Genomic DNA, 21645 nt, shown 5'->3' with positions numbered 1-21645 from the left:
AGGCGATGCGAAGCGCGGGACGCTCGCGGGATTACTCTTCGCCGGCCCGCGGCGGCAGCGCGGCGACGAACGGGTGGTCACGCTCGATCAGACCCAGCTTGCTGGCACCGCCGGGCGAGCCCAGCTCGTCGAAGAACTCGACGTTCGCCTTGTAGTAGTCCTTCCACTCCTCCGGCACGTCGTCCTCGTAGAAGATCGCCTCGACCGGGCAGACCGGTTCACAGGCGCCACAGTCGACGCATTCGTCCGGGTGGATGTACAAGGACCGCTGGCCCTCGTAAATGCAGTCGACCGGGCACTCCTCGATGCACGCCTTGTCCTTGAGATCGACACAAGGCTCTGCGATGACGTAGGTCACGCTGTCGTTCCTCCTCGATAGGGCGCTGGCGGGCCTCCTCAGGCTCCGCCGCCTGGCGCGCGGGAGCGCGGCGTCGTCGATGCCCGCCCCTAGTATCTCCGTTCCGGAGCATGATCCGAACAGGAGGGGTGAACTGACCAGTGGAAATCTCGGCGGCAGGACGTCTGGTGGTCCGCATTACCCCTGCTGACGTGGGAAAACGCGTCTCTGTGCGGCGCTTGGAAGCGCCTGGAGCCGGATCGGAGAAGTTCACCGACACGGTGGGGGTTCTCACATCATGGACTGATGGCGTGCTCATGATCACACGACGGAACGGGGAGAGCGTCCGCATCGCGGAAGCCTCCGTGGTAGCGGCCAAGGTCGTGCCCGCGGCGCCCGCGCGCCGCCGGGGGCCCGCCGCCTCGTACGAGGAGCTGGCCCGCGTCGGCGCGCGCGGCTGGCAGCCCGTGGAGAGCGAGCGGCTCGGCCAGTGGGAGCTGCGGGCGGCTTCCGGATTCACCCGGCGGGCCAACAGCGTGCTGCCGCTCGGCGATCCGGGGCTCCCCCTCGACGCGGCCCTGGATGCCGTACGACGCTGGTACGGCGAGCGTGGTCTGCCCGCCTACGTCCAGACCGCCACCGGCGCCGAGGGCACACAGGAGCTGCTCTGCGCGGAGCTGGAGCGGCGCGGCTGGGTGCGGGAGGTGAGCGCCGAGGTGTGGACCGGCGCCCTGGCGCCGGTCGCGGACCGGGCCGAGGGCGCGGGTGTGGCCCTGGCCCGGGAGGCGGACGAGACGTGGCTCGCCCGGTACCAGCGCAAGGGAGTGAGCGAGGTGGCCCTGCGGGTGCTCGGCACAGGACCCTCGGTGTGGTTCGCGACCGTGCCGGGGGACACAGGAGACGCCGTCGCGCCGCCGGCCGCGATCGGGCGGTGCGTCGTGGACGGGCGGTGGGCCGGGTTCGCCGCCGTCGAGGTGGACCCCGCCCGGCGCCGCCAGGGGCTCGCCACGGAGGTGATGGCCGCGCTGGCCCGGCGGGCGCTGGACGAGGGCGCGTCGGCGGCCTGGCTCCAGGTCGAGACGGACAACGAGGACGCGCGGGCGCTGTACGCCGCGCTGGGCCTCACACCGCACCACACCTACCACCACTACCGGGCGCCGGACGCACCGGGCGAGCGCCGTGGAAGGGTCTGAGCCCGTCATGCCTCACCCGCACCTGCCGCCGCCGTATCCGCCGCCGCCGGAGCGCGCCACCGAGCTGCGCCGCAGGTTCGCCGAGGAGGCGCGCGCCGAGCGGCCGGACCTGTCCGCGCTGTGCCTGCTGATCGGCGCCGCGGCGGACGGCTCGCTGGACGAGACCGGGATCGACACCGCGCAGCTGGAGCTGGACCGGCTGGCGGGCGAGCTGCCGTACCGGCCGGGCGGGCCGCGCGCCTGGGCGGAGGCCGTACAGCGGCTGCTCGGCGGGTGCTACGCGTTCCACGGGACGCCCGGTGACTACCAGCGGCTGGAGTCCTCGCTGCTGCACGAGGTGCTGCGGCGCCGGCGCGGGCTGCCGATCCTGCTGTCGGTGGTGTGGCTGGAGGTCGCCCGGCGGGCGGGTGCCCCGGTGTACGGGGTCGCGCTGCCGGGGCACTTCGTGGTGGGGTTCGGCGCGGCGCGGGAGCAGGTGCTGGCCGATCCCTTCGAGGGCGGGCGGGTGCTGACCGGGACCGACGCGGAGCTGCTCGTGGTCGGGGCGACGGGGGCGCCGCTGGATCCCGCCGTGCTGGAACCCGCGCCGCCGCTGGAGGTCGTGCAGCGCGTCCTGAACAACATACGGGCCTGGGCCGCCGCCCGGCCCGAGCGGTCGGACGTGGCACTGTGGGCCGTGGAACTGGCGCTGCTGGTGCCGTCGCACCCGGCCCGGCTGCGCTACGAACGGGGCCAACTGCTGGTGCAGCGCGGCGAGTTCGTCTCGGGCGCGGCGGAACTGGACGCCTACGCCGAGCTGATCGAGGTCGTCGACGAACCGGCCGCCCGCAAGGTGCGGGAACAGGCGCACACCGCGCGGGCCATGCTCAACTGACCTGCCGGCCGGGCGCCTTCACAGCCACCCCTTCTCCCGGGCCGTCCGTACCGCCTCCGCGCGGTTGCGCACCGCCAGCTTCTGGATGGCGGTGGAGAGGTAGTTGCGGACCGTGCCCTGGGAGAGGTGCAGGGTCTTGGCCAGTTCGGCGTTGGTCGCGCCGTCGGCCGCCGCGCGCAGCACCTCGCGTTCGCGCTCGGTGAGGGGGTTGGCGCCCTCGGCGAGCGCGGCGGCGGCGAGGGTCGGGTCGATGACCCGCTCACCGGCGAGCACCTTGCGGATCGCCTCGGCGAGCTGGGCGGCCGGGGCGTCCTTGACGAGGAAGGCGTCGGCGCCCGCCTCCATGGCGCTGCGCAGATAGCCGGGCCGGCCGAAGGTGGTCAGGACGACCAGCTTGACCTGCGGAAACTCCCGGTGCACCCGGGCAGCCGCCTCGATGCCGGTGCAGCCGGGCATCTCGATGTCGAGCAGGGCCACGTCCACGCCGTGCTCGCCGACGGCGGCGAGCACCTGGTCCCCGCGCGCGACCTGGGCGACGACCTCGATGTCCGCCTCCAGGCCGAGCAGCGCGGCCAGCGCCTCACGGACCATCGACTGGTCCTCGGCCAGCAGGACCTTGATCGTGCACGTCATGCCCCGGATCCTACGTCCCCCGAAAGGGCCGTGGGGACGCGGGCGACGAGCCGGAAGCCGTGCTTGGCACGGCCCGCCTCCAGGCTGCCGCCGGCCTTCTCCAGCCGCTCGGTGAGCCCGGTCAGACCGTTGCCCGGGGCGCTCCCGACGCCGCCGGATCCGTTGTCCTCGACGGAGAGTTCGAGGACCGGCCCGTCGAGGGTCTGCCGGTGGGTGAGCTGGACGAGGCAGCGGTCGGCGCCGCTGTGCCGGACCACGTTGGTGACCGCCTCGCGCAGCCCCCAGGCGAGCGCGGACTCGGACTCCTCCGGGACGCCGGCGAGGTCGGGTTCGGCGGGCACGTCGGCGATGACGCCGGCGGCGGTCAGGGCGACCTGGGTGCCGGCGAGTTCGGCGGCGAGCCGGGGCCGCCGGTAGCCGGTGACGGCCTCCCGCACGTCGACCAGCGCCTGCCGGCTGACCTGCTCGATGTCGGCGACCTGCTGGGCCGCCTTGTCGGGGTGCTCGGGCAGCATCCGGCCGGCCAGCTCGCTCTTCAGCGTGATCAGCGAGAGGGAGTGGCCGAGCAGGTCGTGCAGGTCGCGGGCGAGGCGCAGGCGCTCCTCGTTGGCGGCGAGGTGGGCGACGGTGGCCCGGGCCTTGCGCAACTCGATGGTGGTGCGGACGAGTTGGCTGACGCCCACCATCGCGAAGCCGATGAGGACCACCAGGAGCAGCAGGCCGCGGGCCTCGGGCTCGTTGGAGCGCAGGCCGATCAGGTACATCACCACGCCGGCCGCCGGGATCGCCCAGTAGGTTGCCTGGACCGGCAGGGTCGCCCCGCACGCCACCGAGACGTAGACGAACAGGCCGAGCCAGGCACTGCCGAGGCTGTAGGCCAGGACGGGGGCGAGCACCCCGAGGACCGCGAGCAGCGAGACGGTCAGGCGCGGCGAGAACGGCCGGCCCATGCGGCGGAAGACCAGCGAGAGGTAAGTGCCGACGAACGCCGCGAGGCCGAGGGCGCCGGCGACGGTGGCGCCCGTGGTGTGCCGGCCGCTCGTGAGGTCGTTGACCGGCGAGCTGAGGAAGACCAGCCAGACGCCAATCCAGAGCAGCTTGACCCGCAGCTCGCGCCGGTTGCGGGGCGGTCGGCCCATGGCCGTGTCCTGCCAGGCGCCGTCCGTCCGTTCTTCCGCCATGGTGCTCACGCCTTCAGCGTGTCCTTCCGGTACAGCCAGGCCGCGCCGCCCGCGAACAGGACGAAGTAGCCGGCGAGGATGGCGATGTCCGTCGTGTGCGGGGCCTGGCTCTGCTCGATCGCCCGCCCGAGAGCAGCGTACGCGTGCGTGGGCAACCACTTCGCGATGTCCTGCATGATCTTCGGGAAGGTCGTCGTCGGCATCCACAGGCCGCCGAGGATCGACAGACCGAAGTAGATGATCATCGTGATGGGGCGGACCGCGTCCCCGGAGGCGACGTAGCCGATGGCGACGCCGAGGGCGGCGAAGACGAGGCTGCCGGCCCAGATGACCCCGGTGAGGGCGAGCCACTGCCAGGCGTCCAGGCGTACGTGCTTGATCGCGGCCGCGGCCGCGAAGACCACGACGATCGACGGCAGGCTCACCACGGCGGCGCCGGCGGTCTTGGCGAGGACGTAGCCGCGCCCGGGCAGCGGGGTCAGCCGCAGCTGCCGTACCCAGCCGCTCTCGCGCTCCTTGGCGATGCGCTCGCTGTTGCCCATGAGGACGGCGGTCAGGGCGCCGAAGGAGGCCATGGAGACCATCAGGTAGGTGGCGACGGTCAGGCCGGTGCCGTCGACCTTCTGGTCCGAGCCGGAGCTGCTGGAGAAGATCAGGTAGATGATCGAGGGATAGAGCACCGAGAAGAACAGGAACTTCTTGTTGCGGAAGGAGCGGATCAGTTCCAGCTTGATCAGGGCGTTCATGACTGCTTGGCCTCCTCGGCCTCCGTGATGGCGACGAAGGCCTGCTCCAGACCGAGGCCGGCGACTTCGAGGTTGCGGGGGTAGACGCCGAGGCCGTACAGGGCGTGGACGGTGGCGTCGGCGTCGGACGACTGGATGCGGACGGTCTGCCCGGACCCCGCGGCGGAGCCGCTGTTGGACACAGTGACCGAGGTGAGGAACGGCAGGGCGCGCAGGGCGGCCTCGTCGACGGCGCCCTCCAGGTCGAAGGCGATGCGCCGGGCGCCGGCCTTGGCCTTGATCTCGGCGGCGGTGCCGTCGGCGAGGAGCCGGCCGCGGTGCAGCACGAGCACCCGGTCGGCGATCGCGTCGGCCTCTTCGAGGTAGTGGGTGGCGAAGAGGACCGTACGGCCCTGGTCGGCCTGCTCGCGCATGGTGGCCCAGAAGGCCTGGCGGGCGGAGACGTCCATGCCGGTGGTCGGCTCGTCCAGGATGATCAGGTCGCTGTCACCGGCGGTGGCCAGGGCGAACCGCACGCGCTGGGCCTGGCCGCCGGAGAGCTTGTTGACCTTGCGGTCGGCGATCTGCGTGATGCCCGCGCGGGCCATCACCTCGGCCGCCTTGTACGCCTTGGGGTGCAGCGAGCAGGCCAGCTTCACCATCTCGCCGACGGTGACCTCGTCCATCAGGCCGCCGCTCTGGAGCATGGCGCCGACGCGCCCGGCGACGATGGCCTCGCGCGGGCTGGTGCCGAACACGTTCACCGTGCCGCTGTCGGCGTTCTTCAGACCGAGGAGCAGATCGAGGGTGGTGGACTTGCCGGCCCCGTTCGGGCCGAGGAGGGCGACGGTCTCGCCGGGGTGCAGGGCCAGGGAGAGCCCGTCCACGGCCCGCACACTGCCGTACGTCTTGGTCACCTGGTCGAAGCCGACCACCGGGGTGGCGGTGGCCGGTGCCGCAGTCGTTGTCATGCCCCCATGCTCGCCGAACGGGCGCCGGGCCCGGCAGTGTCGGCGGTCCTGAGAGGCGGATGACAGATGTCATGCGGATCGGGTGACAGGCACGGCGGGGCCGGGAGACGGGCACGGCGAAGGGGCGCCCGGTGTCCGCACCGGGCGCCCCGCCAAGTGCCGTGTGACTAGCTGGGGTTGGTCGAGATGACCGCGACCCGGTTGGTCCTGCTCATCAGCGCCTGGCGCAGGGCGCCGTACACGTCCTGCGGCGTGACCGGCGTCTTCTTGCCGTTGCCGCGGGTGATGAGCACGCCGTTGAAGGCGTTGCCGTAGAGCTGCTGCAGAGCGGCCATGTCGGGACTGTCGACCAGCTTGCCGTTGACGGCCTTCACCCTGAGGAACTTCCACAGCGACTTCTGCGGGCTCATCGGGATCGAGTGCGCGGCGTCCGTCATCACCGTCACCTTGCCCGACATCGCCGGCTCCGCGAACTCCTTCATCTCGCGGTCGACCTCGGCGTTCGGCACCGTCGGCTGCCGCGTGGCCGTCGGGACGGCGACCGGGGGCGCGGTGTCCGTCTCCACGGCGGTGCGGTAGGCCTGTTCGACCGCCTTGGTCGCGGAGGCCGCGTCGATGCCCTTGCCCGCCTTGCCGTAGACGGCGACGGCCCGGCCCGCCTCGAACCTGATGGTGCCGTCGGACGAGAGGCCGGAGCCGCCGCCGGCCTGCTGGAGGGCGGCCTGGAGCTTCTCCTCGTCCACCGGCATCTCGGGCGCGATCACACGTTTCTGCCCGAAGAGCGAGCCGATGACGTGGACGGGGTTGTAGTCGCTGGTCGCGGCCTTGCCGACGGTGGCCTGGAAGTCGAACTGGAGCCCCGCGTTCTCCGGCGCGAGGGTCACCGTCCTGCCGTCCACGGTGAGTCTCAGCGGCTTGTTCACCCGGCTTCCGAACGCGTCGTCGAGCTTCTTGACGGCGTCGTCGCGGGTGCCGCCGCCGATGTCGACGCCGAGCACGGTGGTGCCCTTGGGCACGTCGGTGTGGTTCATCAGCAGTCCGGCGCCGTAGGCGCCGCCCGCGACGACGACCACACCGGCGCCGAGCAGCACCAGCTTGCTGCGGCCCTTCTTCTTCGGCGCGGCCTGCGCCTTGGGCTTCGGCGCGGGGGCCGGCTCCGGCACGGCGGCCGGGTCGGTCTGGTTCCCGGCGCCGCCGAACGGGGAGTTGCCGCCGCTCGGGACGACCGGGATGCCGCTGGTGACGGTGTGTCCGGAGACGTTGTCGGCACGGCGGTAGCCGGGGGTGCCCGGTTCTGGAGCCGGCTTCTGCGGGGTGAGGATCGCGGTGTCGTCGCTGAGCCCGCCGCCGGGGCCGAGCCCGCCGGGACCACCCGGAGGAGCGGCCGGAGCGCCGGGCACCGCCGGACCGTCCAGGTCGGCGATGTCGGCGAGGGCGCTGTGCGGCGGCGGAGTGCTCCGGCCGCCGCTGCCCGGGGCCGCGAACGGGTCGGCGCCCGGGCGGGGGCCGCCGGCCGACGGGGCGAGGGCGCCGTCGCCGGTGACGGGGCCGCTGGTGGGGCCGGCCGGGCCGCCGCCCAGGCCGCCGGGGCCGTTCGGACCGCCCAGGCCGCTGGCGCCGCCGTGCCCGTTGGCACCGCTCGCGCCCGTGCCGAAGCCGTCGTGCCCGGGGGCGCCCGCACCGCCGTAGGTGTCCTGGCCGCCGTTCTCCGAGAAGTACGGCAGTTCGTCGCGGCGGGATTCGGCGTTCGCGGCCGGGCCGGGGCGGGAACCGCCTGCCAGCGGGCCCGCGTTCAGCGCCTCGGTCACGTCGAAGGAGCCGGTGCCGCCGCCGTGTCCGGGGGCGACGGGGCCGCCGGTGGCGCCGGGCAGGCCGGCGCCGTTCGTGCTGCCGGAGCGGGTGGCGCCGGGGACGCTCATGGAGCCGACGACGCCGCCGGGACGGCCGCCGCCGGAGCGTGCGCCGGTGGTACCCGTCGTACCGGACGCTCCCGCACCACCCGGACGGGCGGCCGGCGCACCCGTGGCGCCACCGGTACCGGTGGAACCGCCCTGGGTTCCGCCGCCGCCCGGACCGCCCTTGGGCGCCGAGGACTTGCGGGGTGCGAACCAGTCGCTGGCCTTCTCGTCGGCCTGGGCCGGCGGCGCGGCAGGGGCCTCGGCGGCCGGGCGCTCGGCCGCGGGCCGCGTGTCGGCGGCGGGCGCGTCCTCACCGGCGTCGGTGTCGCCGACGGGCTTGCGCACGACGACCGGCGGAATCGGCCGGGATCCGGGGATGTTGATCCGGATCCGGGTCGTCAGCGTGGTCTCGGTCTTCTTCTCCTCCGGCTGCGTGCCCGAACGGCCCGCACCCGAACCGTCATCGGTAGCCATGGGGGTCCCGTACGGCGGCGTGCCGGAGGGGTATGCGGCTCCTCCACGCCCGTTGGGCCCGGAGGACGGAGTGTCAGTTTCACGACTCAAGGCAGGTTCTCCCAGTTGGCTCCGCCGCCCGTTACGACCTCGCGGGCGGCTCGGCGGCGCGCACCACCATACTGGCCACTTCTGGCGCTTATCCCATGACCGCTGAGGAAACCCACACCGGACTCGCACGTGCGTGGTACGGCGAAGTGGTACGTCACTTCCCAAGTCGGGCGGGGCCGCCGCCAGGTTGCCGCCCCGCGCCGATGGTGGCGCAGATCACAGCGACCACCATGCCACCCAGCAGGAAGAGATAGGACGACCCCCCGGCACTGAACAGGAAGTCGCCCTCGGGGCGCGAGGTGGTGAGCAGGATGACGGCGATGATCCAGCCGGCCACCGGTGCCACGGCCCCGCCGCGCCCGCCGGTGGCGTACGCACCGCCGAGGAACAGCCCGGCCGAGCCGACGAGCGCGAGCAGCAGCCCGCCGGGGAACCAGCCGGCCTGCACCAGGGTCCCGGCGAGACCGACGACCGCACCGAGCAGGAAGAGGCCGGCGTAGGCGGCGACGCGTCCGGCGGAGGGCCGTTGCAGCGGCTGGGCGAGCATCGGTCCCTGTCCCGAGTTGCTCATGCCCCCGCCCCCTCGACGCCCGCGAACAGGTCGCTCTCCCCGGGCTCGGCCGTGCCGCGCACCAGCTCGTAGTACTCGGTGGTGAACAGCGGCTGGGCCAGCTCGTTGGAGAGCGCGAAGTACGGCTCGGCCACCTCGATCTGGGTGACGTGGGCGCGCATCGCGGCGGCCTTGGCGGCGGCGTACGGCGCGCCGTCGACGGCGGTGGTGATCCGCCCGTCGTCCACGACACCCGGCACGTCGGCCAGGGACGCGCTCTTGTCGAACGGCAGTGCGGACAGCTCCTCCTGGAGCCGCTCGAAGGCGGCCTCGGCGACGGAGCGCGGGACGCGGTTCCAGTAGACCTTCGCGATCCGGTGCCCGCGCTCGTCCGCCAGCTCGACGGCGCGCATGGCGACCCGGTGGGCCTGGATGTGGTCCGGGTGGCCGTATCCGCCGTTGTCGTCGTACGTCACGAGCACCTGGGGCCGGACGTCGAGGATCACCTCGGCAAGCCGCCCGGCGGCCTCGTCGACACCGGCCTGCCAGAAGCACCCCGGGTCCTCGTTGTCCGCGATGCCCATCATCCCGGAGTCCCCGTACCGCCCCGCGCCGCCGAGCAGCCGGGCGTCGCTCACCCCGAGCGCACGCACGGCGTCGGCCAGCTCGCCACGCCGGTGCAGGCCCAGCGCGGCACCGGTCAGATGCCGCAGCTCGGGCGGAATGACCTCGCCGCGCTCTCCGAGGGTGCAGGTGACCAGGGTCACATGGACCCCCTCGGCCGCGTACCGGGCCATGGTCGCGCCGTTGTTGATCGACTCGTCGTCCGGATGCGCGTGCACCAGGAGAAGACGCCGGTCGGGCAGTTCCGTCATGGGGTCCACCCTACGAGGCTGCGGCGCTCTTGCAGCGCGGCAGGCCGTCGGCGCGGCAGGCCGTCGGCGGTGACCTCCCGGCCCCTCAGAACTTGATGCTGCCGATCATGCTCGCGACGTTCGTCGTCAGCTGGCTGATCGTGGGTGCGATGGTCGAGGAGGCGAGGTAGAAGCCGAGCAGCATGCAGACGAGCGCGTGCCCGCCCTTCAACCCCGACTTCTTGATCAGCAGGAAGACGATGATCGCCAGCAGCACCACCGCCGAAATCGAGAGTGCCACGGCGGCTCACCTCCAAAGATCGCCAGATCCGGATCAGTTGACCAAGTCCACACGGACGCCAGCGGGTTCATACCCACACAGCGGTAGTGATCATAACTATGCGTGCTCGCGCATCGCTCGGCGCACGGCCGCACAAGGGGGCGCATGGCCAATATGGTCGAGGCATGACGACCGAGGCTGACTCCTTCCCCCGACGGCACGCCCGGACACAGCGGTTCACGCTCGGCGCGCCGCGTTCGTTCACCGTGGCGCCCGACGGTTCGCGTGTCGCGTTCCTCCGCTCCGGCTCCGGCGACGACCGGGCCAACTCCCTTTGGGTTCTCGATCTTCCGGACGGCGCCGAGCGGCCGGCCGCCGATCCGCGCACCCTCCTCGCCGGCGCCTCCGAGGAGCTGTCCGCGCAGGAGCGGGCGCGCCGCGAGCGCAGCCGGGAGGGCGGTGCCGGGATCGTCGGCTACGCCACCGACACGGCCGTGGAGCTGGCGTCTTTCGCCTTGTCAGGGCGGCTTTTCACGGCCGAGCTGCGGGCCGGCACCACGCGTGAACTCCGGGTCCCGGGACCGGTGATCGACCCGCGTCCCGCCCCCGACGGCCGGCACGTCGCGTACGTCGCGCGGGGTGCGCTGCGGGTCGTGGGCGCGGACGGGGAGCAGGACCGGGCCCTCGCGGAACCGGAGTCGGAGCACATCGCCTACGGCCTCGCCGAGTTCATCGCGGCGGAGGAGATGGGGCGTTCGCGGGGCTTCTGGTGGGCGCCGGACGGGCGCCGGCTGCTCGTGGCGCGCGTGGACGACACGCCGGTGAAGCGGTGGTGGATCGCGGATCCGGCCCACCCGGAGCGTGAGCCAGTTAACGTGGCCTACCCGGCCGCCGGCACCCCGAACGCGGACGTGCGGCTGTTCGTGCTCGGCCTCGACGGGGAGCGCACGGAGGTCGGCTGGGACCGGGAGCGCTATCCGTATCTCGCGCGTGTGCACTGGTCAGCGGCGGGTGCGCCGCTGTTGCTGGTGCAGGCGCGGGACCAGCGGAGCCAGCTGTTCCTGGCCGTGGATCCGGACACCGGGGCCACGCGGATGGTGCACGCCGACGAAGATCCGATTTGGCTGGAACTTTTCCCTGGCGTGCCCTGCTGGAGCCCCTCAGGGCAGCTCGTCCGCATCGTGGACGAGGGGGGCACCCGGGCGCTCGCGGTCGGCGAACGTCCCCTGACCAGCGGTCAGTTGCACATCCGGGCGGTGCTGGACGTGGGCGAGAGCGACGTGCTGGTTTCCGCCTCGACCGGCCACGAGGCACATGCCGGGGAAATTGGCGAAGTTCATGTGTACCGCGTGAACGAACTGGGTGTGGAGCGTGTGTCCCAGGAGCCCGGTGTGCACACGGCGACGCGTGCGGGCGATGTGACGGTGCTCGTGTCCACGAGCCTGGACCGGCCCGGCGCCCGGGTGCAGGTGCTGCGTGACGGAAAGACGGTGGCCACTGTCCGGTCATATGCCGAAGATCCCGGTCTGTCCCCTCGGGTGACCCTGGTCGAGGGGGGCGCACGCCGAATTCCGTGCGCCGTGCTTATGCCCCGGGACTACTCCGGGGACACGCCCCTGCCGGTCCTGCTGGACCCCTACGGCGGACCGCACGGCCAGCGGGTGGTCGCCGCGCACAACGCCCACCTCACCTCGCAGTGGTTCGCCGACCAGGGCTTCGCGGTGATCGTCGCCGACGGGCGCGGCACCCCGGGGCGTTCGCCGGGCTGGGAGAAGTCGGTCCGGGACGACCTCGCGGCCGTCGTACTGGAGGACCAGGTCGCCGCGCTGCACGCGCTCGCCGAGCGGTTCCCGCTGGACCTCGGCCGGGTGGCGATCCGGGGCTGGTCCTTCGGCGGCTATCTCGCGGCGCTCGCGGCGCTGCGCCGCCCGGACGTCTTCCACGCGGCGGTCGTCGGAGCGCCGGTCACCGACCTCCGGCTGTACGACACCCACTACCAGGAGCGCTACCTCGGCGACCCGGGCGAGCGGCCCGAGGTCTACCGGCGCAACTCGCTGGTGGACGACGCGGGCCTGGTCGACCCGGCCGAACCGCACCGCCCGATGATGATCATCCACGGTCTGGCGGACGACAACGTGGTGGTCGCCCACTCCCTGCGGCTGTCCTCCGCCCTGCTGGCCGCCGGCCGTGCGCACGAGGTCCTGCCGCTGTCCGGGGTGACGCACATGACCCCGCAGGAGACGGTCGCCGAGAACCTGCTCCGGCTCCAGCTGGACTTCCTCAAGCGGTCGCTGGGCATGGCATAGCGCCGCAAACACCCCTCAACCGCGTTAACACGCAGGCAACTTCACAGAAGCCGTACCGATATACGGACGCTGGATCCTGAACAGCGTACGGCCGTGCGGGTGCCGTAAGCGGGCCGGGATGCGCCATGTCATCCCGGCCCGCTGCCGTTCTCCCCGGCGGCGCCCTCCGCCGGGACCACCTGGAGCTCCTCCGCGAAGTGGCAGGCGGAGTCGTGGGCCGCCGGACCCGTGCCGCCCCGGAAGACCTCCGGGACCGCCAGCGCCGGGACCTCCACCACGCACCGCTCCCGGGCCTTCCAGCAGCGGGTGCGGAAGCGGCAGCCGGAGGGGATGTTCGCCGGCGAGGGCACGTCACCGGTGAGGATGATCCGCTCGCGCCGGTCGCGGGCCTCGGGGTCGGGGACGGGGACCGCCGACAGGAGCGCCTGGGTGTAGGGGTGTGTGGGATGGTCGTAGATCTCGGTGTCCCGGCCGGTCTCCACGATCCGGCCCAGGTACATGACCCCGACCCGGTCCGAGATGTGCCGCACGATCGACAGGTCGTGGGCGATGAAGACGTAGGAGAGGTCGAACTCGGACTGGAGCCGGTCGAGCAGGTTGATCACCTGGGCCTGGACCGAGACGTCGAGGGCGGAGACGGGTTCGTCGGCGACGATGACCTCCGGGCGCAGCGCCAGCCCCCGGGCGATGCCGATGCGCTGGCGCTGGCCGCCGGAGAACTGGTGCGGATAGCGGTTGACGTACTCCGGGTTGAGGCCGACGACGTCCAGCAGTTCCTGGACCCGGCGGCGGCGCTCGCCCTTCGGGGCCGCCTCGGGGTGGATGTCGTACGGCTCCCCGACGATGTCGCCGACGGTCATGCGGGGGTTGAGGGAGGTGTACGGGTCCTGGAAGACCATCTGGATGTTGCGGCGTACGGCCTTCAGGGCGCGGCCGGACAGCCGGGTGATGTCCTCGCCCTTGAACCGGATCGACCCGGCCGTCGGGCGTTCCAGGTTGCACAGCAGCTTGGCGACCGTGGACTTGCCGCAGCCGGACTCGCCGACGATGCCGAGGGTTTCGCCCCTGCCGAGGGTGAAGTCGACGCCGTCGACGGCCCTGATCGCGCCGATCTGCTTCCTGAAGAGGACGCCCCGGGTGAGCGGGTAGTGCTTGACGAGCCCGCTGACCTGGAGGATCGGCTCACTGCTCGGGGCCATGCAGGCACTCCCTCCAGAAGTGGCAGGCGCTGCCCCGGGCCGGGGACACCGCGTACAGGGCCGGTTCGTCCGTACGGCAGACGTCCTGGGCCATCGGGCAGCGGGGGTGGAAGGCGCAGCCGGGCGGGATGCTCGTCAGGTTCGGCGGCAGGCCCTTGATGGCGTACAGTTCCTGGCCCTTCTGGTCCAGGCGCGGGATGGAGTCCAGCAGGCCCCGGGTGTAGGGGTGGGCGGGGGCCTTGTACAGGTCGAGGACGGGCGCGGACTCGACGATGCGGCCCGCGTACATCACGGCGATGCGGTCGGCGACGTCGGCGACGACGCCGAGATCATGGGTGATGAGGATGAGCCCCATGCGGTACTCGCGCTGCAGCTCCGCGAGCAGGTCCATGACCTGGGCCTGCACGGTGACGTCGAGGGCGGTGGTGGGCTCGTCGGCGATGACCAGCGCGGGCTCCAGGGCGAGCGCCATGGCGATCATGATGCGCTGGCGCATGCCGCCGGAGAACTGATGGGGATAGTCCCGCACCCGCTGCGCGGCCCCCGGGATCCGCACCCGCTCCATCAGCTCGACGGCCCTGGCCCGCGCGTCCTTCTTCGACATGCCCCGGTGCACGACGAACATCTCGCCGAGCTGATCGCCCACGCAGACGACGGGGTTGAGGGCCGACAGGGCGTCCTGGAAGATCATGGCCATGTCGGCGCCCCTGATCTTCCGCCGCTCCTCTTCCTTCAGCCTCAGCAGATCCTGTCCCTGGAAGAGGATCTGTCCGCCGGTGATCCTGCCGGGCGGCATGTCGAGGATCCCCATCACGGCCTGCGCCGTCACCGACTTGCCCGACCCGGACTCCCCGAGCACGGCCAGCGTCTCGCCCGCGTCCACGGCGTACGACACCCCGTTGACCGCCCTGGCGACCCCGTCCCGGGTCCGGAACTCCACGTGCAGGTCCCGCACTTCGAGCAGCACGGCACGATCACCTCAGCTTCGGGTCGAGAGCGTCGCGGACCGCGTCGCCGAGCATGATGAACGCCAGCACCGTGACGGCCAGTGCCCCCGAGGGCCACAGGAGGGCGTGCCCCGCCCACCCCCGCCCACTCCACGCCACCGGCCCGGACCGGCACCGCCCTGGACCCGAACCTCCACGCCACTCCCGCACGTCAAGAAGCACACCCCTCACCTCAACTTCGGATCGAGAGCGTCGCGGACAGCGTCGCCGAGCATGATGAACGCCAGCACCGTGACGGCCAGTGCGCCCGAGGGCCACAGGAGGGCGTGGGGGGCGTTGCGGATGTAGGGGGAGGAGGCGGAGATGTCGATGCCCCAGGAGACGCTGGGGGGTTTCAGCCCCACGCCGAGGTAGGACAGGGTCGCCTCCAGGGCGATGTACGTGCCGAGGGCGATGGTGGCGACCACGATCACCGGGGCCACCGCGTTGGGGGCGATGTGGCGCAGCAGGATGCGGGTGTCCGAGGCGCCGAGGGCGCGGGCGGCCTGGACGTAGTCGTGCTGCTTGGCGGTGATGACCGAGCCGCGCGCGATGCGGGAGATCTGCGGCCAGCCGAGCAGCACCATGAACCCGATGACCGGCCAGACCGTATTGCTGGTCACCACGGAGAGGAGGACGAGACCGCCGAGGACGACCGGGATGGCGAAGAAGATGTCGGTGATCCGGGACAGGATCGCGTCCCACACGCCGCCGAAGTAGCCCGCGAGGCCCCCCAGGACGGAGCCGAGGACGGACACCCCGAGCGTGGCCAGCACGCCGACCGTGACGGACGTACGGGCGCCGTAGACGGTGCGGGTGTAGACGTTGCAGCCCTGTCCGTCGTACCCGAAGGGCGCGCCCGGTCCCGGGCCGTCCTGGGCCCTGGCCAGGTCGCAGGTCAGGGGGGAGCCGGAGGCGATCGCCGAGGGCCACAGGGAGACGAGGACCAGGAAGACGATGACCAGGGCGGAGAGCAGGAAGACCGGGTTGCGGCGCAGGTCGCGCCAGGCGTCGGACCAGAGGGAGCGCGGCTTGCCGACCGGGCCGGCAGGCGCCGGGCCGGTCGGCGTCGGTTCCAGGGTCGTCGCCTCGCTCGCCGCGAGGTCCATGGCACCGCCCATACCGGTCCCGGCGATCGCGCGCTCGGGCTCGTACGGCTGCTCAGGCATAGCGGATCCTCGGGTCGAGTACGGCGTACAGGAGGTCGACGACGAGGTTGGCGACCAGGAAGACCAGGACGAGGACCGTCACGAAGCCGACGACCGTCTGGGTGTTCTGGCGCAGGATGCCCTGGTACAGCTGGTAGCCGACGCCGTGGATGTTGAAGATGCGCTCGGTGACGATCGCGCCGCCCATCAGCGCGCCGACGTCGGTGCCGATGAACGTGACCACGGGGATGAGCGAGTTGCGCAGCAGGTGCCGTACGACGACGCGGTGGCGGGGCAGGCCCTTGGCGACGGCCGTGCGGACGTAGTCGGACCGTTTGTTCTCGGCGATCGAGGTGCGGGTGAGCCGGGTGACGTAGGCGAGGGAGACCGAGGCGAGGACGAGGCCCGGCACGATCAGCTCGTCGATCGGGGCGGCCGGCGAGACGGACGGTTTGATCCAGCCCCACTGGACGCCGAGGAGCAGCTGGAGCAGCAGGCCGGTGACGAAGGTGGGGACGGAGATCACCACCAGGGTGCCGAGGAGGACGCCCGTGTCGACGGGTCGGCCGCGGCGCAGGCCGGTCACGACGCCGAGCGTGATGCCGATGACGATCTCGCAGACGACGGCGACGATCGTCAGCCGGACGGTGACGGGGAACGCCGTCGACATCAGCTCGGTGACCTTCTGCCCGTTGAACGCCGTACCGAAGTCGCCGGTGAAGACGTTCCCCATGTAGGTCGCGTACTGCTGCCAGACGGGCTTGTCCAGGCCGAACTCGCGGCGCAGCTGGGCGGCGGTGCCCGGGTCGCAGGCCCGCTCGCCGCACAGGCCCGCGACGGGGTCGCCCATCACGTTCACCATGAGGAAGATCAGCAGCGTGGAGCCGATGAACACCGGGACCATCTGCAGCAGCCGCCTGACCACGTAGCGCCCCATGCCGGCTCAGCTGACCTTGATCGCGTAGTAGACGGGGACGCTGAACGGATTGAGTGCCACGTCGGACAGCCGCTCGGAGTATCCGCCGCTGCCGTTCTGGTACCAGAGCGGGATGGCGGCCATGTGGTCGCGGACGACCTCCTCGGCCTGCTGGAAGTCGGCGATGGCCCTGGGCCGGTCCGTCTCGGCGTTGGCCCGGTCGATGAGCCGGTCGAAGTCCTGGTTCGACCACTTGCCGTCGTTGGAGGAGGCGTCGGTGTAGTAGAGCGGCTGGAGGAAGTCCTGGATGAGGGGGTAGTCCATCTGCCAGCCCGAGCGGAAGGGGCCGGTCATCTTGTGCTGCCCGATCTGGTTGCGGTAGTCGGCGAAGGTGCCGACGGGGTTGCCGACGCAGGCCTTGCCGTTGCCGAGGGCGTTGTTGATGGAGTTGCACACGGCGTCCACCCACTGTCTGTGCGAACCGGTGTCCGCGTTGTACGTGATCCTGACCTGGCCGCCGGGGATCCCGCCGCCCTCTTTGATCAGCTTTCTGGCCTCGGCGGGGCGGTAGCCGCAGGCGCTGCCGCACAGGCCGGGCCTGTAGCCGCCGGCCAGGCCGAGGACGGGGGAGGTCCAGTCGGTGGCCGGGGTGCGGGTGCCACGGAAGATGGTCCGCGTGATCTGTTTCCGGTCGATGGCCATGGAGAGTCCGGTGCGTACCTTCTCCGAGCCCGGCCTGTTCCAGCCGGGTTCGTAGTAGGGGAAGGCGATCGTCTGGATGATGCCGGCGGGCGTGTTGATGTAGCGGTTGCCCAGGTCGCTCCTGACGTTCTTCAGCTGGGCGGCCGGGATGTCGTCGACGAGGTCGAGGTTGCCGGCCATCAGGTCGGTGTAGGCGGTGTTGTTGTCCGTGTAGACCCGCAGGGTCACGCCGCCGTTGCGGGCCCTGTCGGGGCCGGGGTAGGCGTCCCACTTCCTCAGGGTCATCTGCGAGCCCTTCGTGTAGGACTCGATGGTGTACGGGCCGTTGCCGACCGGCTTGTCGAGCCAGGCCGCGTGGTGCGTGAAGAAGGCGCGGGGCAGCGGGGCGAAGGCGGCGTAGCCGAGGGTGTCGGGGAAGCCGGAGAACTTCTGGTTCAGCCGGACGGTGAAGGTGTGGTCGTCGACGACCCTGAGCCCGGACAGGGTGCCGGCGCTCTGGGTGCCGCTCTCGGGGTGGACCTTGTCGTACCCGTCGATGTAGCCGAAGAAGTAGGCGTTCTTCTGGTTGTTCCGCAGGCTCGCCCCGTAGTTCCAGGCGTCCACGAAGGAGCGGGCGGTCACCTTCTCGCCGTTGGAGAAGCGCCAGTCCTTCAGCCGGACGGTGAAGTTCTGCGAGTCCGTGGTGTCGATGGACCGCGCGACCCAGTTCTCCGCCCGGGCGGTCCTCGGGTCGTACCTCTTCAGCCCGCGGAAGACCATGTCGAGGACCTTGCCGCCCTGCACCTCGTTGGTGTTGGCCGGCTCCAGCGGGTTCTGCGGGTCGCCCCAGGAGGAGCTGAGCACGGCGGTGCCGACGCTGCCGCCGGTGCCGCCCCCGCAGGCCGTCGCGACGAGCGCCAGGACCCCCGCTCCGGCGGCCCATCGCGCGAGCGCGATTCCACCCATGGCCGCCTCCTCCACGATCAACAACCCGGTACCGGTCAATATCGGCTGATTGCGAGCATTCCGCATGCGCGCCGCCGGATTGAGGGGCCTTTAGGGGGACACGTCAGCCGAATGCAGGCACCCGTCCGCGGACGGTCGGACGATCTTGCGGGAGGAGCGCAACGGATCTTCGCGTAACGATGCCGAAACGTTGGATTGCGACGGGTCGATGTACGCATGTCGACACACCACCGTCCGCATATCGAACTCATTGACCGATTTGCCTAGTTGGTCCGATGTGAAGCACGGATTGATTGCAGTGCACTACCCGCGTAGCTACGGAATGGTCAAGACAGAGTAAATAAGGTAAAGACGCAACCAAGGCGACCGAGAATTTATTGACCTTGAATGAATTGCGTTGAAAAAGTCCGGCGTAGCCCGTAGGGAGCGCCCTGCGGAGCCTTGACCCACAAGGCACGGAGCATCATGACCACCCCCGCATCCCCTTCCCCGGCCGCCCCACTCGAGGTGACCGACGAAGACAGCGCCGCATCGGCGAAGCCCGGCGACCCCAAGGGCTCCGAGAGCCGCTCCCCGGGGCGCCTGGCCTGGATCCGCTTCAGGCGGGACCGGACGGGCGTCATATCCGCCTTTGTGGTGATCTTCTTCTTCGTCGTGGGCGTCGGCGCGCCGCTGATCGCCAAGCTGTACGGGAAGGACCCGTACACGACGTACGGCATGAACATCCCGGGCCTGTTCAACCAGTTCAACTACCCGGTCAAGCCCAACGGCGGCATCAGCTCCGACTTCTGGTTCGGCATCGAGCCGCAGCTCGGCCGGGACGTGTTCACGTTCCTGCTCTACGGCATCCGCAACTCGCTGATGATCGCCACCGCCGCCGCGCTGCTGACCACCGTGCTCGGCGTCGTCATCGGCATCACCGCCGGCTACCTGGGCGGCAAGACGGACTACTTCGTCGGCCGGATCATCGACATCCTGCTGGCGTTCCCGCAGACCCTGTTCTTCATCGCCTTCTGGCCCGTGGTCATCGCGATCTTCGTCTCGTCCGAGGAGAACACGCCGACCTGGCTGACCGTCGTCAGCCTCATCACGGTGATGACGGCCTTCGGCTGGGCCTCCATCGCGCGACTGCTGCGCGGCGAGGTACTCGCCCTGCGCGAGCGCGAGTTCGTCGAGGCGGCCAAGGTCACCGGCGCCTCCCCGGCCCGCATCATCTTCAAGGAACTGCTGCCCAACCTGTGGACCCCGATCCTCATCCAGGCAACGCTGCTCCTCCCGACCTACGTCACCGCTGAAGCAGGTCTCGCGTTCCTCGGCGTCGGGCTCTCCGACCCGACGCCCGACTGGGGCGTGATGATCCAGAACGGCGCCAAGGTCTACCAGGACGACATCACCTTCATGCTCTTCCCGGGTGTGTCCATGGTGATCTTCGTCGTCGCCTTCAACCTTCTCGGCGACTCGGTCCGCGACGCACTGGACCCGAAGACCAAGCGCTGAGTTCCACCCCGACCGGGCGACGGGGCCCGGCCGGGGTCAAGCACCTCTTGTCATCCACTAAGAAAACGGGTCAGCCATGTCTCTCTCCCGCAGAAACTTTGTCATCGCCACCTCTGTCGCGGCCGCGGGCTCGACGCTGCTGTCCGCGTGCAGCAGCGGCGGCGGGGGCGGCACCGGCAACACCCCGACCGACGGCGCCACCTCGTACACCGGCGCCAAGGTCACCATCGGCACCAAGGCCGACTCGACCGGCCCGGCCCCGGAGATCCCCGGCGCGAAGAAGGGCGGCACGATCTACGGCCTGGCGCCGCAGGACTTCTCGCACCTCGACCCGCAGCGCATCTACTTCGCGTACAACTCCACGGCCGCGCTGCTCCTGCACCGCTGCCTGACCGGCTACAAGATCGACTCCACGGGCCACCAGAAGCTCGTCGGCGACCTCGCCACCGACACCGGCACCGCCTCCGCCGACAACAAGACCTGGACCTTCACGCTGAAGGAGGGTCTGAAGTGGGAGGACGGCAGCGAGCTGACCGTCGACGACGTCCGCCACGGCATCGAGCGTCTGTGGGCCCCGTTCATCACCGAGGGCGCCACCTACGTCCAGGCCGCGCTGACCGGCAGCAGCGCCAAGTGGCGTGACGCGTACGAGGGCCCGTACAAGGGCAAGCACCTCGACTCGATCGTCACCGACAAGACGAAGCGGACGATCACCTTCAAGCTGGCCGAGCCCAAGCCGGACTTCAACTTCACGCTGGCGATGCACTCGTACGCCGCCACGTCCGTGAAGCTGGACACCAAGGAGAAGTACGACAAGCAGCCGGCCTCCTCGGGTCCGTACAAGATCAAGGCCCACACGACCGACAAGTCGATGGTCCTGATCCGCAACTCGAACTGGGACCCGGCGACCGACTCGATCCGCAACGCCTACCCGGACGGCTTCGAGTTCACCTTCGGCATCGAGTCGCTCGACTCCACCGACCGCTTCATCGCGGACCAGGGCAACGACCAGTTCGCCGTGTCGATCTACAAGGGCGTCCCGGCCGAGCGCATCCAGAAGGTGCTCACCGACCCGCAGCTGAAGGCCCGCAGCTTCAACGGCCTCACCCCGGGCGTCTACTACTACGCGATCAACACCAAGCGCGTCACCGACCTGAAGGTCCGCCAGGCCCTGAACTACGCCTGGCCGCTGCAGCAGATCCGCCAGATCTACGGCGGCCCGTCCGCCGGCGACCTCGCGACCACGATCATGAGCCCGGACCTCATCGGCTACACGAAGTACGACCTCTACGGCAAGGACACCAAGCCGCAGGGCGACCCGGACAAGGCCAAGGCGCTCCTGAAGGAGGCCGGCAAGCTGGGCATGAAGGTCGTCTACGCGTACCCGAAGGACCCGACCTACGACAAGACCAAGGTCGTCATCGAGAACGCGCTGAAGGCGGCCGGCTTCACGCCGGTCATCAAGGCGGTCGACAACACCACGTACTACGACCAGATCCAGCAGATCAACAACAGCTACGACGTGATGTGGTTCGGCTGGTCCCCGGACTGGCCGACCGCCTACACCGTGATCCAGCCGCTGTTCGACGGCGGTGCCATCGGCAACGGCCAGAACAACATCTCGCAGACCAACATCAGCTGGATCAACGACGGGATCAAGAAGAACGCGGTGATCGCCGACCAGCAGGAGGCGGGCAAGGCCTGGGCCGCGCTGGACAAGCGGATCATGCAGGAGGTCGCGCCGATCATCCCGGAGACGTTCCAGCGCCGTTACTACCTGTACGGCTCGAAGGTCGGCGGCGCGCAGTACGACCCGAACTTCTCGGCGACCCTGCTGTACAAGACCTTCGTGAAGGCCTGACGTTCCACCCCCGGCGGGGCGGCCA

Annotated in this window: 19 protein-coding genes and 1 pseudogene; 5 read left to right on the top strand and 15 right to left on the bottom strand. The window is 70.8% G+C overall.

Annotation, left to right across the window (positions count from 1 at the left end; all coding sequences use genetic code 11):
- Positions 1-31: 31 nt before the first annotated feature.
- Positions 32-358, bottom strand: coding sequence for a ferredoxin (gene fdxA, locus AC4OXY_RS31180; RefSeq protein ID WP_356026564.1), 327 nt, complete (start codon positions 356-358; stop codon positions 32-34).
- 140 nt (positions 359-498) lie between these two features.
- Here fdxA and AC4OXY_RS31175 point away from each other — a divergent pair, with 140 nt between their 5' ends.
- Together AC4OXY_RS31175 and AC4OXY_RS31170 are read left to right on the top strand one after the other, a co-directional pair.
- Positions 499-1530 carry a GNAT family N-acetyltransferase gene (locus tag AC4OXY_RS31175; protein WP_491991447.1) on the top strand — a complete coding sequence of 344 codons (1032 nt, stop codon included), beginning with the start codon at positions 499-501 and terminating at the stop codon, positions 1528-1530.
- Between the two features lie 7 nt (positions 1531-1537).
- A complete protein-coding gene (locus tag AC4OXY_RS31170) occupies positions 1538-2404 on the top strand; it encodes a transglutaminase family protein (RefSeq protein ID WP_491991446.1) in 867 nt (288 codons plus the stop codon).
- 18 nt (positions 2405-2422) lie between these two features.
- On the opposite strand, the gene AC4OXY_RS31165 is transcribed toward AC4OXY_RS31170, so the two are convergent.
- The 8 genes from AC4OXY_RS31165 to AC4OXY_RS31130 form a co-directional block, all read right to left on the bottom strand.
- The gene (locus AC4OXY_RS31165) at positions 2423-3037 is read right to left on the bottom strand and encodes a response regulator (RefSeq protein WP_356026559.1); all 615 of its coding nucleotides are present in this window, start codon (positions 3035-3037) and stop codon (positions 2423-2425) included.
- Positions 3034-4218: a sensor histidine kinase gene (locus AC4OXY_RS31160; protein WP_491994667.1), complete on the bottom strand. Its 1185-nt coding sequence runs from the start codon at positions 4216-4218 to the stop codon at positions 3034-3036. The genes AC4OXY_RS31165 and AC4OXY_RS31160 overlap by 4 nt, the downstream gene beginning before the upstream one ends.
- Before the next feature lie 5 nt (positions 4219-4223).
- Positions 4224-4964 carry an ABC transporter permease gene (locus AC4OXY_RS31155; protein ID WP_491991445.1) on the bottom strand — a complete coding sequence of 247 codons (741 nt, stop codon included), beginning with the start codon at positions 4962-4964 and terminating at the stop codon, positions 4224-4226.
- Entirely contained in the window at positions 4961-5914 is a 954-nt protein-coding gene (locus tag AC4OXY_RS31150) for an ABC transporter ATP-binding protein (protein ID WP_376288818.1), read from the bottom strand. Before AC4OXY_RS31150 ends, AC4OXY_RS31155 begins: the two co-directional genes overlap by 4 nt.
- 167 nt (positions 5915-6081) lie before the next feature.
- Positions 6082-8376 (bottom strand): hypothetical protein, encoded by a 2295-nt coding sequence (locus tag AC4OXY_RS31145; protein WP_402063841.1) that lies wholly within the window; start codon positions 8374-8376, stop codon positions 6082-6084.
- Between the two features lie 154 nt (positions 8377-8530).
- Positions 8531-8947, bottom strand: a complete 417-nt coding sequence (locus AC4OXY_RS31140; protein ID WP_356026551.1) for a DUF6113 family protein — start codon at positions 8945-8947, stop codon at positions 8531-8533.
- Positions 8944-9801 (bottom strand): N-acetyl-1-D-myo-inositol-2-amino-2-deoxy-alpha-D-glucopyranoside deacetylase, encoded by an 858-nt coding sequence (mshB, locus tag AC4OXY_RS31135; RefSeq protein ID WP_402063844.1) that lies wholly within the window; start codon positions 9799-9801, stop codon positions 8944-8946. The genes AC4OXY_RS31140 and mshB overlap by 4 nt, the downstream gene beginning before the upstream one ends.
- Before the next feature lie 85 nt (positions 9802-9886).
- The gene (locus AC4OXY_RS31130) at positions 9887-10081 is read right to left on the bottom strand and encodes a hypothetical protein (RefSeq protein WP_356026547.1); all 195 of its coding nucleotides are present in this window, start codon (positions 10079-10081) and stop codon (positions 9887-9889) included.
- A gap of 164 nt (positions 10082-10245) precedes the next feature.
- On the opposite strand from AC4OXY_RS31130, the gene AC4OXY_RS31125 reads away from it, so the two are divergent.
- Entirely contained in the window at positions 10246-12366 is a 2121-nt protein-coding gene (locus AC4OXY_RS31125; protein ID WP_362823623.1) for a S9 family peptidase, read from the top strand.
- 128 nt (positions 12367-12494) lie between these two features.
- Here the strand turns inward: AC4OXY_RS31125 and AC4OXY_RS31120 are convergent, their stop codons facing one another.
- From AC4OXY_RS31120 to AC4OXY_RS31095, 6 genes and pseudogenes are all read right to left on the bottom strand, one after another.
- Positions 12495-13565, bottom strand: a complete 1071-nt coding sequence (locus AC4OXY_RS31120) for an ABC transporter ATP-binding protein (protein ID WP_356026543.1) — start codon at positions 13563-13565, stop codon at positions 12495-12497.
- Positions 13549-14532 (bottom strand): ABC transporter ATP-binding protein, encoded by a 984-nt coding sequence (locus AC4OXY_RS31115; protein ID WP_356026541.1) that lies wholly within the window; start codon positions 14530-14532, stop codon positions 13549-13551. The genes AC4OXY_RS31120 and AC4OXY_RS31115 overlap by 17 nt, the downstream gene beginning before the upstream one ends.
- Before the next feature lie 7 nt (positions 14533-14539).
- Positions 14540-14647 (bottom strand): annotated as a pseudogene (locus AC4OXY_RS31110) (ABC transporter permease); the annotation flags it as partial.
- Positions 14648-14739: 92 nt separating this feature from the next.
- Positions 14740-15720 carry an ABC transporter permease gene (locus tag AC4OXY_RS31105; RefSeq protein ID WP_491991444.1) on the bottom strand — a complete coding sequence of 327 codons (981 nt, stop codon included), beginning with the start codon at positions 15718-15720 and terminating at the stop codon, positions 14740-14742.
- Positions 15713-16636, bottom strand: a complete 924-nt coding sequence (locus AC4OXY_RS31100) for an ABC transporter permease (RefSeq protein WP_356026537.1) — start codon at positions 16634-16636, stop codon at positions 15713-15715. Before AC4OXY_RS31100 ends, AC4OXY_RS31105 begins: the two co-directional genes overlap by 8 nt.
- Positions 16637-16642: 6 nt before the next feature.
- Positions 16643-18262 (bottom strand): peptide ABC transporter substrate-binding protein, encoded by a 1620-nt coding sequence (locus AC4OXY_RS31095; RefSeq protein ID WP_402063849.1) that lies wholly within the window; start codon positions 18260-18262, stop codon positions 16643-16645.
- Between the two features lie 465 nt (positions 18263-18727).
- Here AC4OXY_RS31095 and AC4OXY_RS31090 point away from each other — a divergent pair, with 465 nt between their 5' ends.
- Both AC4OXY_RS31090 and AC4OXY_RS31085 read left to right on the top strand, forming a co-directional pair.
- Entirely contained in the window at positions 18728-19759 is a 1032-nt protein-coding gene (locus AC4OXY_RS31090) for an ABC transporter permease (protein WP_356026533.1), read from the top strand.
- Between the two features lie 76 nt (positions 19760-19835).
- Positions 19836-21620: an ABC transporter substrate-binding protein gene (locus AC4OXY_RS31085; RefSeq protein WP_356026531.1), complete on the top strand. Its 1785-nt coding sequence runs from the start codon at positions 19836-19838 to the stop codon at positions 21618-21620.
- The last annotated feature ends 25 nt before the right edge of the window (positions 21621-21645 follow it).

Source organism: Streptomyces sp. HUAS MG56 (assembly GCF_058673395.1).
The sequence above is the reverse complement of the archived record's forward strand: the minus strand, read 5'-3'. Positions and strand labels throughout refer to the sequence as shown.

What these genes read in the sequence shown, in the direction of transcription:
- AC4OXY_RS31140 (WP_356026551.1), bottom strand. Translation starts at nt 8,947, where the DNA reads ATGAGCAACTCGGGACAGGGACCGATGCTCGCCCAGCCGCTGCAACGG.
- AC4OXY_RS31100 (WP_356026537.1), bottom strand. Translation starts at nt 16,636, where the DNA reads ATGGGGCGCTACGTGGTCAGGCGGCTGCTGCAGATGGTCCCGGTGTTC.
- AC4OXY_RS31160 (WP_491994667.1), bottom strand. Translation starts at nt 4,218, where the DNA reads ATGGCGGAAGAACGGACGGACGGCGCCTGGCAGGACACGGCCATGGGC.
- AC4OXY_RS31105 (WP_491991444.1), bottom strand. Translation starts at nt 15,720, where the DNA reads ATGCCTGAGCAGCCGTACGAGCCCGAGCGCGCGATCGCCGGGACCGGT.
- AC4OXY_RS31165 (WP_356026559.1), bottom strand. Translation starts at nt 3,037, where the DNA reads ATGACGTGCACGATCAAGGTCCTGCTGGCCGAGGACCAGTCGATGGTC.
- AC4OXY_RS31170 (WP_491991446.1), top strand. Translation starts at nt 1,538, where the DNA reads ATGCCTCACCCGCACCTGCCGCCGCCGTATCCGCCGCCGCCGGAGCGC.
- AC4OXY_RS31090 (WP_356026533.1), top strand. Translation starts at nt 18,728, where the DNA reads ATGACCACCCCCGCATCCCCTTCCCCGGCCGCCCCACTCGAGGTGACC.
- AC4OXY_RS31125 (WP_362823623.1), top strand. Translation starts at nt 10,246, where the DNA reads ATGACGACCGAGGCTGACTCCTTCCCCCGACGGCACGCCCGGACACAG.
- AC4OXY_RS31150 (WP_376288818.1), bottom strand. Translation starts at nt 5,914, where the DNA reads ATGACAACGACTGCGGCACCGGCCACCGCCACCCCGGTGGTCGGCTTC.
- AC4OXY_RS31120 (WP_356026543.1), bottom strand. Translation starts at nt 13,565, where the DNA reads ATGGCCCCGAGCAGTGAGCCGATCCTCCAGGTCAGCGGGCTCGTCAAG.
- AC4OXY_RS31085 (WP_356026531.1), top strand. Translation starts at nt 19,836, where the DNA reads ATGTCTCTCTCCCGCAGAAACTTTGTCATCGCCACCTCTGTCGCGGCC.
- AC4OXY_RS31155 (WP_491991445.1), bottom strand. Translation starts at nt 4,964, where the DNA reads ATGAACGCCCTGATCAAGCTGGAACTGATCCGCTCCTTCCGCAACAAG.
- mshB (WP_402063844.1), bottom strand. Translation starts at nt 9,801, where the DNA reads ATGACGGAACTGCCCGACCGGCGTCTTCTCCTGGTGCACGCGCATCCG.
- AC4OXY_RS31095 (WP_402063849.1), bottom strand. Translation starts at nt 18,262, where the DNA reads ATGGGTGGAATCGCGCTCGCGCGATGGGCCGCCGGAGCGGGGGTCCTG.